The following is a 13592-nucleotide window of genomic DNA, read 5'->3' on the forward strand; positions in this document are numbered from 1 at the left end:
GCATTGTAAATGAAGAAAGTAGAGTTAGAAAATAAACGATTAACCGATGGTTTGATTGTACCCCTATTACTTTGTACTGCTTTTTCTCTTTTTCTTTTTAATGAATCTGCCCGGTCTTTTTTAGGGAATGGGATATTAAATACTTACTTCAATATATTTTTTTTACTTTTTGGTATTACACTCATTGTTATCTTTTTGATAAGGCAGTGTTTGGATTTAAGGATTATTCTTTTAACATTTTCATTCATAGGAATGGCTTTAATTCTTTTAAAATTAAATGGCAGAAATCTGCTTCAGCAAATCGTTCTTATGACTTCGATGGGTTTACCGTTTCTGATAACGGCCATTAGAATACCGGAAGCCATTTTTAAGCCTCTTTGCGAAAAATTTATCAAGAGCATAAATCTAATCTGTCTTTTATTGATGCTTACGGCACTATTGGATTATATGTCCGGATCGGCCATTCAGTTATTTTTAGCAAAGCATTATTTTTTTGATAACGATCAAATAAATCTGGTATTGTCGGCCCATGCACGTGGTGAGTATCGATATTATTCAATTGTCGGGCATCCTCTTGTTGTATCATGGTATTTTTTGGCTTATTATATGTTGAATATTTTATATAACCGTTATTTTAAACCAATAAGCAACGAGTATGTTGTAACTTTAGTGACGCTCATTGGGTTAGTATTATGTGCTAGCCGGACAGCAATCATTATTGCCGTTATTATGATTATTTTTCTGAATAACCGAACCCATAAAATATTATATTTTATACTTTTTTCTATCTTTGGATTGTTAGGTGCCATCAATCCGATTACGAAAGAAGTATTAATAAAAAGGTTTATGGCTGGTCTTTCATCAAGTGACTATAGTGGTGGGAGAAATAGTGCTTTTATATTAGTATTAAAACATTATGTAGACCCTCCGTCATGGATTATGGGGGGAGGACTTGGCTATTCGAGGCAGATAACGATGATGATGGGAGGGTTTATTAATAGTTTCGAATACCCCATGATCATGTTTGCCTATGATTTTTCTATTATTGGCGCTATAATTATTTATCTTGTAATATTTGTTAGCCCAATTTATGTTTTTATTAAAAATAAAACATTTTTCTTTATACCTTTTTTTATTCTAATCTCATTTTATATGAATGGTTTTAATGTTTTAGCAAATTATTCAGATCATATGGGACAATTCTGTTTTATCATTATGATACTTGTGAATTTTTCTTATTTTATAAAAAGTAGATGCGATGGAGAGATGAAAAATGAAAAAAGTAATTATATCTGATTTTATTGAGTACAATTCTTGTGAATTTAAATTGGGAAATTATCATTATTGCAATTGCTTTTTAAAAGATAATTATGAAGCATTATGGCTTTCAAATCCTTACAATCAGTTAATTTATTTTAGGAATAAAGAAGACTATTATTTCAGAAAGAGTATATCTAAAGGTGAACGTCACTATTTGGCAGAAAATGTATACGGTTTTTCTCCGTATGCTTTACGGCTATATGGGAACCATCCTTTTTCTAGAAATCCCAAAATTATCGAACAGTTTGAAAAATTTATTAGACCGGATGTAAAAAAGACTTTAAAACAAATGGATTTTAACGATGTTGATGTTTTATGGATTTCGAACCCTAAAGCCTATTGGTTAACCAATGTAGTAAAGTATAAGAAATTTATTTACCGCATTGCTGATGACTATTCTCACTTTCCAGAATATCCAAATATAAAAGAGATAGATGAAATGCTAATTAGAAAAGCGGATGGCGTAGTTATTGCCTCCAGTACACTTAAAGACCATGTGGCTAAATATGATAAGGATCCGCTTATATTGAGTAATGGAGTTGAATTTGATCATTTCAATAAAACTGGGTTAGCTGTTCCAGCAGAATATTCAAAAAATCAAAGAAAAAAAATTATTTATGTTGGGGCAATAAAATATTGGTTTGATATTGAATTGGTAAAAAAAATCGCACTTCAAGTTAATGCAGATGTTTTTTTAATTGGTAAATGCGAAACAAATCTAGAGGTTCTAGAAAACTTAGAAAATCTTCATGTTTTGGGTCCCAAAAAATATGATGATTTACCTGCTTATCTTCAATATGCTGATATTGCGATTATTCCTTTTATTAAAAGCCCAATGACGGATTCGGTAAGTCCGATTAAACTTTATGAATATTGTTCTGCAGGAGTTGCTGTCGTTACAATGAATTTAGAAGAAACTGTGAAATTAAATGCGCCGGTTTCAATTGCATGTAATCATGAAGAATTTATCGCAGCAGTTCAACACTATTTAAAGGAAGGATATGACCGTAATGTGTTAAGAGAATATGGGAGGGAAAATTCGTGGCAAAAGCGGTATGAAAAGATGAAGCGCCTTTTTATGCTGGATAATTGGAGGTGAAGTCAAAAATGTGCATGGTTAGTATCGTTATACCTTATTATAATAGAAGCACCACGCTTATACGTGCGTTAGAATCTGTTAGACTTCAGACTTATAAAAATTTTGAACTAATTTTAGTGAATGATGGATCAACGGATGACAGTGAACAGATGGCTAAGAAGTATTTAGACCATTTTCCGGAGATTTCGGTTCAATATATTAGTCAAGAGAATAAAGGACCTTCAAGTGCAAGAAACAATGGGGTTCGGCATAGTAAAGGCAGATATATTGCCTTTTTGGATTCAGATGACGCATGGGACCCGTGCAAACTTGAAATACAGGTTGGCTTCATGGAAAAAAATCCTGATGTTATGCTAAGTGGCACAAATTATGTTACTGTTACAGAGAGGAAAAAGAATCGATATCCGTTAGAACCTGAATATATGGAAGCCGGATTTTATCATATGTTATTTAAAATTATCTTTGCAACTCCAACCGTTATTATTCGAAAAGGGATTTTCCGGGACGATAATTTTTGGTTTTTGGAAGGGAAACATCAAGGGGAAGATAATTTACTATATTTCCAAGTTCTTAGGAAATATCGAGGAGTACGACTCTCTAAGCCACTAGCAAGTGTTTTTAAAATGGAATATGGCATTGATGGATTAACCGCTAACATAAAAAAAATTCGTGAAAATGACCTCGACAATCTTAATAAACTGTATAAAGAGAATAGTCGAAGTGAGAAAAAGATTTATCTGTTTTTATTTTGTTTGCTGTACATTCATTACTACTTAAAACATTTTAAAAGGATAATTAGATGCAGGTGTAGAAAAGTAGCCAAATTAGTTAAGAATATTTTAGTGAAGGAAAATGGATATGATAAAAAATAATAAAAAGATTATTATTGTTGTCTCCTGTCTAATTTTATTGGTACTTATTACAGGACTCGCATATTATCTTATTACTTCTTTAGATTACAATAAAACTTTGCTTAACACTCCCAAAAATTCGGGTTCCAATAATTCAGAATTAGAGAGTACGGCAGAAGTTTCGGATATTGGCACTGACAAAGTTATTTATATTCTCTTTCTTGGCATTGATAAGACAGAAGAAAGAGAAGAATGGCTGGGGGTATATCGTTCGGATACTATTATGATAGGAAAAGTAGATATTACAAACAAAAAAATACAACTTTTAAGTATTCCCAGAGATACTTACACTTATATTCCGATTGAAGGTAAATTTGATAAAATTAATCATGCCTATGCATATGGCAGTGTTAAGGGAGACGGGGTAAGTGCAAGTATTGATGCGGTAAGCCATCTTTTAGGCAAGAACGTGATTAATTATTATTTTCTAATGAATATGGAGCCCATCCCAAACATAGTCGATGAAATTGGGGGCGTAAAAGTTGATGTTGAAATTGATATGAAAGATCATGGTGCTAATCTTTCAAAAGGAGTTCAAATATTAAACGGAAGACAAGCATTTGATTATATTCATTGGCGATATTCTCCCGGTGGTGATATTGATCGAATTCAGAGGCAACAGAAGTTTTTAAATGCTCTTTATAAGCAACAACGTGATTCGGGTGAAATTCTTGAGACTTTAAATATCATTCTCAAATACAAAAATGAGATGAAAACTGATTTAACGCTAAAACAGATGATTGCTCTGACAAAATTACTCTCAGAAATTCCCGGTGAAAATGTCGAACAAACTTTCATACCAGGCAAAGGACAAATGATTAATAATATATCCTACTGGGTACCAGACCAAAAAAAGACCGAAAAAATATTGTCTGAGTTTATAGAATAACGCTATCAAAAAATTAATCAAAAAACATGAGATAGTTTTTCATAATTTGCTAATGATTAGCAGATTAACATACTTAGACGTTTTTATTTAGTGAAAAAAAGCTTGACTACTATTCATGAAAATGCTATCTTTTTATTAGAAATGTATATTTTTTTGTTGGAAAACTTTTTACCGACAAAGGCAAACTTGTCGAAAGGCAAGGACGCAAAACTACAGGGCCTGAAATGGCAGCCAGTTACCGAAAAATAAGTTTTTTTGTTGTCTGTTTTTGACATTTTGACAAATGAATAATCGTTTTTGAGATACATGTACTGTTTCAAAAATGGACAGTCTCTGGTTCTCGAACGATAAAGGCAAACTTACCGAAAGGTAAGGACGCAAAGCTATAGGGCCTGAAATGGCAGCCAGCTACCGAAAGGAGAATTTAATTATGAAAAAAGTTAAGGCTGTTTTTGGATTAATTGTATTTGTGTCTCTCTTGTTTAACACTACAGTTGCTTCAGCTGCAGCAGTGAGCAAAAATAAAGAAAACCAAGTCAATCGCTGGGGAGGACAATTGATAGAATCCCCTATGTTTGAAAATGATATATTATTAAATTCTGCAGGAAAAAAACTTAGTTCCTATTGGAATCGCGAAATGGCTAATAATACCTATTCAGGTGCCGTTTCTGGTGAATTTTTGCTTAATGGATTATCGTCTTATCGGATTGAACTTAGAAAAGATGATAAAATTGTCAATGGCAGTAAACGTTCTGAAATAGCAGCTGTCAGGCCATGTGAGGCTTTAGCTGAAAAAACTTACACCTTTAGCACTTATCTTCCGGATGGTGGATCTGAGGATTATGCTTATGATCCTCAAGGTTCGGAAATTATAGCTCAGTGGCACAATACTCCAGATCCAGGAGAAGACTGGACTTATCCTCCACTTGCTTTGCATACAGGAGCTTATTATACTAATGATGCTGGGCATTATATTTTAGAAAGCAACTGGGATCCATCGCCCATGTCGACTGATGAGCAGATAGATAATAATGGAACAAGAGCACGCTATGATCTTGGTTCGTATATTGAAGATAAAGGAAAATGGGTTACTTGGACCTTCCACATTAAATGGGGATGGCTTGAGTCGCAAAATCCTATACTTGAAGTATATAAGAATGGTGAAAAAATACTTGATTTGAATGGCCTTCCTAACACAATGAATGATAAAGTTGGAACGGTTATGAAATTAGGTGTTTATAAATGGGATTGGGCTCAAAGTGGAAGTAATAATAAGTCAATTTTATCAAAAAGAGTAGTATACTATAGCAATGTCAGTGTTGAATAGCATGGGTTTGTCACAGCGTGCATAGCAGAAATAAGCAATGGAAATAAAGGCAGTCTTAGTCAATTAAATTGACTAAGACTTTTTTATTGATTTTATACAATTTTATAGTAAGCTGTTAATATGAAGTTGCCACTCAATAACAATATTGATAATGTATCTTTTTTTAAAAGAAGTAGGAATAATTGCTTTCATGTAGAAAATAAATAGGAGGAGATCAGTGGATAAAAGAATTGAATGGGTAGATGTAGCAAAGGGAATAGGAATTATTTTAGTCGTTTACGGCCATGTCTTACGAGGAATAAACACAGCACAGATGAACGTTCCACAAAATTTTTTCTATAATTCAGATCGATTATTATATGGCTTTCACATGCCTTTATTCTTTTTTTTATCAGGATTGTTTGTTGAAAAATGGTTCTATAAGAAGAACAGAATTAAAGAAAAAATTAAAGTAATCGTTTATCCGTATATAATTTGGTCTCTTTTGCAAGGTGGTATAAATATATTGTTTTCAAGTGTAACAAACAATCCTATGTCACTAAAGGAATTGTTAGCAAATATTGCATATAATCCTTATGGCCAATTCTGGTTTTTATATGTACTATTTATTCATTATGTTCTTTATTTAGTTCTTAGAAAGAACTTTCAGTTGACTCAAGTTTTACTAATGGCATTATTTTTAGCTATTTTGAGTCCATTGATAAAAGTTTGGATTTTTGAATCCATTTTCTTTCATTTTTTGTTTTTTGTATTGGGTGCATTTCTTAATAATCAATTATCACTTAAATGTATTAACAATGGAGTATTATTCTTTTCTATTGGTTTATTTATAATAACTGGCTTTTCTTATTTAACCATTCCGCTAAGTGGCTACCTTGAATTTCTTGGGAAAACAGTATTTTCTTTTTGTGGAATTTTCGCAATTTTTAGCCTCTCTAACTTCTTATTACGATTTAAAATTTCTTCTTTTATAAAATACATAGGTTATATGTCATTAGTGATATATTTAGCTCATACTATAGCTGCCTCTGGCTTTAGAATTTTAGTTAGCCACTTACTAGGAACAAATAATTATTGTATTCATATTTTTTTGGGTATGATTGCAGGAATTTTCTTACCTATTATAGGATACAGATTACTTGAGTATTTAAAAATTGAAAAGTATTTTTTCGGACGGTCTCTTTCAAGAGGTTCTTAATACTTTGACCCGTACCCGGTTTGTAGGATACAGGTAAGTTTGGGTAATCAAAAGCGCAGTTAAAAGCAAAAGATAAAAAAATTGCCGATCAGGAAATGACCATAGATATCCTAAAAAAACTACCCTCATCTTCATCCAGAATAACTGGAAGTAATCTATAGAATCATTAAGAAGGAAAGCATCTCCGGCTTTCCGATTGAGAAGATGTGCAGAACGTTAGAAGTGTCCCGGAGTGGCTTTTATGACTGGTTAGCGAGAGCCAAGTAACCGTCAAAAAGAAGATGAAGAAATACTAGAAATTTTAAAGAAGAAACACACAGAGGCTCAGGGAGTGATTGGCCTGGATAAACTATGGGCCGATGTCAGAGAAGCAGGATTTAAGTGCGGAAGAAACCGCGTATACAGACAACAGAAAGCAAATAAGCTTTATAGTATAAGAAGGAAACTATTTCGCGTAGGGTTGACAGAATACAGGAATAATTATCATGAGGATTTGTGAGAAAACTTACTCTGGATTTTCCGTTTTATCGAGAAAAGGTCACTTTTGAATGCTGTTAAGTATTTTGCAAATTTTATTATAGATTATTAATATCTTATAGGGGAAAATATGAACATAAATAAAAAAATTCTATTTATTTTAATAATTATTTTGTTATTTATAGGGTTTGCATATAAGTGGGAATATAATAAGGAAATAAGGCGATATTTGTCAAAATTAAATGAAGTATCTACCTTGAAATATGCTACTGAAAACACAAAAGAATATATTCATGATTCCCCAAAAGAGGAAAATGGAAAATTTTTTGAGTCAACAGAGGTAGATACGAATACAGTAGAGAATGACGATAATAAGGAGCCGCAGGCATCTGGTTATCAAAATGAAAAAATAAATGAGAAGGAAGAAGTTAAAGAAAAATATGACGTTTGGAAACAAAAGCCGACTCTTTATGATGATTTTGAGTATGGATTAGGATCGGATTGGAACCGTGAAATGGCAAACGATGAATATTCCGGTCAAATAACTTCTAAATTTGCATTTGATAGAATGTATTCTTATCGTATAGAGTTACGTAATACAGATGTTAGTGTCAATGGAGGAAAACGTTCGGAGCTTTCAACGGTTCGGGCTGAAAAACCTTTGGAAGAACATGTTTATATAGTTAGTGTCTTGCTTCCTGATGGAGAAGATGAGGATTATTTACTAGACCCGTATGGATCTGAGATCATTATTCAATGGCACAATACTCCGGATCCGGGAGAAGAATGGACATATCCGCCCCTAGCATTACATACGGAAAATGGTAGATATACTTTAGAACGTAACTGGGATACATCACCAATGTCCACTAACGAAAAAATTGATCTAAACGGTACTCGGCATTTTTATGATCTGGGATCCTATCTGGAGGATAAAGGTCGGTGGGTGACATGGACCTTTCACATTAAGTGGGGATGGCTCAAGTCCCAAAATCCGATTCTTGAAGTATATAAAGACAAAAAGAAGATACTCGACTTAAATGGACTTCCAAACACAATGAATGATCAGGTTGGCGTACATATGAAGTTAGGAATGTATAAAACAGACTGGCAAGAGGATATTGAGCAAAATAAGTCTGACCTTGAAAAAAGAGTTATTTATTTCGATGGAGTGAGTATTCGATAATGTCTCTTGACATTTTAGCTTATTGAAAGAGGACAGAATAAATGAAAATAGCTATGATTGGTCAAAAAGGAATTTCTATATTTGCCGGTGGAGTTGAAAGACACGTTGAAGAGATCAGTAAGAGATTAACTAAGAAAGGACATGAAGTTACAGTCTACTGTCGGGCGATAGGTAAAGCCGGTCGATCGACATTAGAAAATTATCACGGAATAAATTTAAAATACATTCCTACGTCAGAAAATAAATATTTGGAACCTATTATATATACATTCAAAGCAACAATGGACAGCTTGACAAAACAGTATGATATTATCCATTATCATGCATTAGGACCTGCATCGTTGAGCTTTATACCGAAAATAATTGGAAAAAATGTTATTGTTACAGTTCATGGATTAGATTGGAAAAGAGATAAATGGGGTCAATTAGCAAAACTATATTTGAAGTTTGGAGAAAAGGTTTCTGCCAGATTTCCTGATAAAGTAATATCTGTTTCGGAAAATTTAAGAGAATATTATCTTTATAAATATATAAAAAAAGAAGATGAAGTAATATATATTCCAAACGGCGTAAATAGTCAACCGCTAAGAGAAGAAAAAGAAATAATGAAATATGGTCTGGAGAAAGGGAAATATATTTTATTTCTTGCTAGGTTGGTACCAGAGAAAGGAGCACATTATCTTATTAATGCTTATAGAGATTTAAGTACGGATAAAAAGCTTGTTATCGCTGGCGGATCAAGTTATACTGACTCCTATGTTAATGAAATAAAGGAAAAAAATCCTAATAATAAAATCATTTTTACTGGAGATGTTAAGGGGCCGTTATTGGAAGAGCTTTTTAGCAATGCATTTGTTTATGTACTTCCTTCTGATGTTGAAGGTATGCCAATAACTCTGTTGGAGGCTATGAGTTATAGAAAATGTTGTTTAGTAAGTGATATACCTGAAAATGTTAATGTAATAGATGAAGATTGTGGCTTTAGTTTTAAGAAGTCCGATGAATCCGACTTAAAAAGGAAGCTTGAATATTTACTTTTGAACCCTGAGATTGTGAATATCACAGGACAAAAAGCTTATGAGAAGGTTGTAATGCACTATAATTGGGACAATATTTCGGAAAGTACGGAAAAAGTATATTATGATGTTTTTAATAAATGTTTATAATTAAAGGTAATGAGATGCAACCGGCTATTTATATGGAGGAGATTTTATGAAAGTCAAAAAAGCAATAATACCTGCGGCGGGTCTTGGTACAAGGTTTTTACCAGCAACGAAATCTTTACCGAAAGAAATGCTACCAATTGTTGATAAACCAACTATTCAGTATATTGTCGATGAAGCTATTTCCTCAGGTATTGAAGACATTCTAATTATTACCGGTAGAGGCAAGTGGCCAATTGTTGATTTTTATGACCGTTCGCCTGAGCTTGAAGCTCACCTGAAGAAAAAAGGACTACTTGATTTACTTGAGAAGATTAAAAATCTGTCCTATATGGCAAATTTCCATTATATCCGGCAGAATGAGCCGCTCGGGCTTGGACATGCAATTTATTGTGCCAAGTCATTTGTGGGACAAGAACCATTTGCAGTCCTGCTTGGTGATGATATTATAAAATCTAATATACCTGTGACCAAACAGTTGATGAATATTTCGGAGGAAACAGGTTCCAGTGTGATCGGAATTCAGGAAGTACAGGAAAGCGAAGTTAGTAAGTATGGTATTATCGATCCATTGGATCACCAAGGAAACATTTGGCGGGTTAAAAATTTAGTTGAAAAGCCTATTCCAGCCAAAGCGCCTTCTAGATTAGCGATTATAGGTAGGTATATTATTAATCCTTCAATTTTTAAATATTTGGAAGAAATTTCTGCTGGAACGGACGGTGAAATTCAGTTGACGGATGCATTAAAATCTATGAGTAAGGATGAGAACATTTATGCTTGTCTGTTTGAAGGGAAACGCTATGATGCAGGTGATAAACTAGGTTATCTGAAGGCAACAGTAGAATTTGCTTTGGAATCTCCAAGTCTTGGAGAAAGATTTGAGAAATATTTAGAAGAACTTTATTTAGAAAGAAATGAAATCAGAAAAAGAGTTGTAAAACAAGAAAATGATTCGGCTGCTTCTTGAAGTAATCTCAAAATCAATTTAATTATATACCTTAGATTAAGACAGTATACTTTTTTATTATTTTTATGTAAATCTTGCTACCCAAATAAAATAAAGCTACACTCTTATTGTATAATCAATGACTGTAAAAAAGGAAGACGGTTTTTATTCATCCAGTTCAAACAACTGAGAAATTTATCAGTCTTTATCTGTTCCTATACTGCGACGGGTGCAGGTGTGATTGGAGTCGAAGCCTGAAGCGTTACGTTATTAGCCGGAGGTGAGTGATGATTGACCAGCTTGTCAACGGTTTCGACCAAATCTTCCAGGTCAAAGGGCTTACTTAGCAAGCCCTGGAATTGATCTTTATCAGGCAAATTTTCTGCATTAGGGATTGAAGCCGTAATAATGACTGCAGGAATACTGCAAAGCTTTTTGTCATTACGCATTCTTAGGATAAGATCTCTGCCATCCATTTCTCTCATGATCAAATCAGTAAGGACTAAATCAGGAATAAAACCGGTGTACATCAGGTACAGACCTTCCATGGCGCTTTTCCGCACTTCAACCTGATGTCCTTCATCGGTTAACACGGTTTGAATAACCATTCCAATAACGGGGTTATCTTCAACGACCAATATTTTATTCATGTGTCAATCCTCCAAATTAATATGGATTAGGACTAATTTCAGTATAACACCGGGATTGAGCGAATAGTGTCGAGTCGTGTTTCCTTAATCAGACTTACATGGAAAAAATAGTGTAATATCTGGAAGGAAATCATCAATTCTGGTCGAATTTGCTTATGTACAGATAGGATAGGCAAAGGAGGACCATGACCGTGTCCGAGTGGATTGAGGCAGTCGAAATAATCAAGTCGGAACGCTGGAACACTTTTTTGGAATGTATCGGAACAGGCTTACATTTGAAATTGATGATTGTATCTGAAGATGGCACGTTATTAACGAAAAGGCCTGAGTCCTGCCCCATTTGTCATCAGATGTATGAACCTTTCAGCCGGCAACCTGTTCGCTGGCCATTGAATGATGGTTTCTTTCTGGATGCAGTGGAGTGCTCTTCCTGCCGGCAGGGGAAATCGAATTTTTCCGTGGCTGACCGGGCCCGTTTAGCTGCGGATATGCTCAGCAGCTTCCAGAATGCACTTGCCGAATTTAGCGGAGAGATACGGACTGTTGAATTATCTGCGCTGCGTAAATTGAACCATACTGTTATATCTCTTTGTCACGGAGAAGAAAATGTTCAGGATCAATTGCTTGAGCTTATTTTAAATGCCCTGATGATCCTGCTTGATGCAGAGGGGAGCTGGCTAGAGTATGCAGACTCAGGATTCTCTGCCTTACTGATCAAAGGAGATGAGCGTGCGGTAGAGGCTGCCCGTTTAAACAGATATTCTTTTGAAACAATTATCTTTGAAATCAACCAAGGTAATTTACACGGAGAGTTAGGCGTTTTACAGCCTCGTGATTTCAGCCGGGCGGAATTTCTGCTCCCTCTAATGGCTGAAGAGTGTGTCATTGCTTTTGATGGAGTTTGTTTATGCCGACTGCTCAAGAAACAGCTGGATGTACTTTTGGGTGCGGTTGGCAGTGCAGTTGTTATGATTGACCGTCATTATCGAATTATCTATGCCAACAGACAGGCAGAGCAATTGATGAATGGTGCAAATGTTGACCTGCTCGGAAGCCCGATCGCTGATTGGCCGGGACCGTGGCTGGGTTATATCCGTTCCAATACCGTTATCCCGGTTGGCGGGCAAATGGATTCTTTCCCGGATAAGTACAGTGATTCCGACATTTGCCGTGTTGACTGGCAGGTATCTCCGCTGCTGGAAGAAACGACAGTCAGAGGCTGGCTGCTGCTGTTGGAGGATCGGACGGATTATTACCGCTGGCAGGAGAGTGCCCGTCAGGCTGAGCGTTTTGAGGCGACTGCCAAGATGGTGGGCGTCCTGGCGCATGAACTGCGTAATCCAATCAGTGCGGCAAGCGGGCTTCTACAGCTCATGGGCCGCAAGAAAGATCCTGAACTGACACGCAATTATAAAGACCTGGTTTTGCGGGAACTTGACAGGGTCACCCGTCTATTGAATGAATTTTTGCTGCTTGGAAAACCATCCAACATTGAAGCCGAACCGATTGACCCGGTTGCTTTTCTCCAGGAACTGATGCCGCTGTTTCAAGGAGAAGCTATGGGCACAAAGTCAGATATTATTCTGGAAACAGGAAAGGTCTCGCCAGTGGCAGCTGATCCGGGACAATTAACGCAGGTCATGCTGAATCTGGTACGAAATGCAGTCCAGGCTGCAGACGCCGGCGGAAGAGTAATCATTCGGCTGGAAGAACGCGGCAATCATGTTTGTATCAATGTCATAGACAATGGGCCGGGATTAACGCCGGAAGCCATGAAAAATTTATTCCGTCCGTTTTTTACCACAAAAGAAAGGGGAACCGGTCTTGGACTCCCCATTGTTCGGGCCATCGTACATAATCATGGCGGTGAAATTACGGCTTTTAACAGGGAAGATGGCGGTGCTGTCTTTTCAATGAGTTTCCCCCCGGCGGCAAACCAAAAAAACAGTGAGACCGACGTCCTGATCGCACTGGAAGATAATTTATTTAATTATCCGTTGGAGCAGGCCCTTTTGAGCACTGGGGTAAAAGTGACAACGATTTCGGGTCTGAAAAGGGCGCTACAAGGTTCCGATGAAATGGGTTCCTTTGAAATTTATCCCAAAGTCGTTATTGCCGAATCACCGGATGGGGAGGGCGGCCCAAAGACGTCAGCATTAATTGCTGAATGCCGCACACATTGGCCCGATTCCAGGATCCTGCTGCTTGTGACATCAATACAGCTGCCATCGATGGTTAAAGAAACGGATGATGCAATACAGTACAGTGGGAACCAGCAAGTAAGCTATATACAATATTCTACTGATCTGACCGGATTGATCAGTACAGTGCAGCGTTTATTGGAACATTGGGAATAATATTCTTTGGATGGCAAGGAGCGGCGAGGAGCCGTTGTGTAAGACAGTTTGTTTGATTATAATGGT

11 protein-coding genes, 1 pseudogene and 2 riboswitches are annotated in these 13592 nt (G+C 35.8%); of the genes and pseudogenes, 11 read left to right on the forward strand and 1 reads right to left on the reverse strand.

Going from position 1 to position 13592, the window contains the following annotated elements:
- The first annotated feature begins 9 nt into the window (after positions 1 to 9).
- The 10 genes and pseudogenes from AB3489_RS05475 (at position 10) to galU (ending at position 10540) form a co-directional block, all read left to right on the forward strand.
- Positions 10 to 1296: a hypothetical protein gene (locus AB3489_RS05475; protein ID WP_368294252.1), complete on the forward strand. Its 1287-nt coding sequence runs from the start codon at positions 10 to 12 to the stop codon at positions 1294 to 1296.
- On the forward strand, positions 1274 to 2419 hold the full coding sequence (locus AB3489_RS05480; protein WP_368294253.1) for a glycosyltransferase: 1146 nt from the start codon (positions 1274 to 1276) through the stop codon (positions 2417 to 2419). Before AB3489_RS05475 ends, AB3489_RS05480 begins: the two co-directional genes overlap by 23 nt.
- Before the next feature lie 8 nt (positions 2420 to 2427).
- Complete coding sequence (locus tag AB3489_RS05485) at positions 2428 to 3291, forward strand: glycosyltransferase family 2 protein (RefSeq protein WP_368294254.1); 864 nt, start codon at positions 2428 to 2430, stop codon at positions 3289 to 3291.
- Positions 3278 to 4219, forward strand: coding sequence for an LCP family protein (locus AB3489_RS05490; RefSeq protein ID WP_368294255.1), 942 nt, complete (start codon positions 3278 to 3280; stop codon positions 4217 to 4219). Before AB3489_RS05485 ends, AB3489_RS05490 begins: the two co-directional genes overlap by 14 nt.
- 169 nt (positions 4220 to 4388) lie before the next feature.
- A riboswitch (cyclic di-GMP riboswitch) is annotated at positions 4389 to 4462 on the forward strand.
- Between the two features lie 99 nt (positions 4463 to 4561).
- Positions 4562 to 4635, forward strand: a riboswitch (cyclic di-GMP riboswitch).
- A 14-nt stretch (positions 4636 to 4649) separates the two neighbouring features.
- Positions 4650 to 5546, forward strand: a complete 897-nt coding sequence (locus AB3489_RS05495; RefSeq protein ID WP_368294256.1) for a polysaccharide lyase — start codon at positions 4650 to 4652, stop codon at positions 5544 to 5546.
- A 217-nt stretch (positions 5547 to 5763) separates the two neighbouring features.
- Positions 5764 to 6744, forward strand: a complete 981-nt coding sequence (locus AB3489_RS05500) for an acyltransferase family protein (RefSeq protein WP_368294257.1) — start codon at positions 5764 to 5766, stop codon at positions 6742 to 6744.
- 50 nt (positions 6745 to 6794) lie between these two features.
- A pseudogene (locus AB3489_RS05505) lies at positions 6795 to 7213 on the forward strand (IS3 family transposase); the annotation flags it as partial.
- A gap of 138 nt (positions 7214 to 7351) precedes the next feature.
- Complete coding sequence (locus tag AB3489_RS05510) at positions 7352 to 8407, forward strand: polysaccharide lyase (RefSeq protein ID WP_368294259.1); 1056 nt, start codon at positions 7352 to 7354, stop codon at positions 8405 to 8407.
- A gap of 41 nt (positions 8408 to 8448) precedes the next feature.
- Positions 8449 to 9573: a glycosyltransferase family 4 protein gene (locus AB3489_RS05515; protein WP_368294261.1), complete on the forward strand. Its 1125-nt coding sequence runs from the start codon at positions 8449 to 8451 to the stop codon at positions 9571 to 9573.
- A 46-nt stretch (positions 9574 to 9619) separates the two neighbouring features.
- Positions 9620 to 10540, forward strand: a complete 921-nt coding sequence (galU, locus tag AB3489_RS05520) for a UTP--glucose-1-phosphate uridylyltransferase GalU (RefSeq protein WP_368294262.1) — start codon at positions 9620 to 9622, stop codon at positions 10538 to 10540.
- Positions 10541 to 10734: 194 nt separating this feature from the next.
- On the opposite strand, the gene AB3489_RS05525 is transcribed toward galU, so the two are convergent.
- Positions 10735 to 11169, reverse strand: coding sequence for a response regulator (locus AB3489_RS05525; RefSeq protein ID WP_368294263.1), 435 nt, complete (start codon positions 11167 to 11169; stop codon positions 10735 to 10737).
- Positions 11170 to 11354: 185 nt separating this feature from the next.
- On the opposite strand from AB3489_RS05525, the gene AB3489_RS05530 reads away from it, so the two are divergent.
- Positions 11355 to 13526, forward strand: coding sequence for a nitrogen regulation protein NR(II) (locus AB3489_RS05530; protein ID WP_368294264.1), 2172 nt, complete (start codon positions 11355 to 11357; stop codon positions 13524 to 13526).
- Positions 13527 to 13592 lie beyond the last annotated feature (66 nt).

This window comes from Dehalobacter sp. TBBPA1, from assembly GCF_040931655.1.
GTDB classification, from domain to species: Bacteria; Bacillota; Desulfitobacteriia; order Desulfitobacteriales; family Syntrophobotulaceae; genus Dehalobacter; species Dehalobacter restrictus.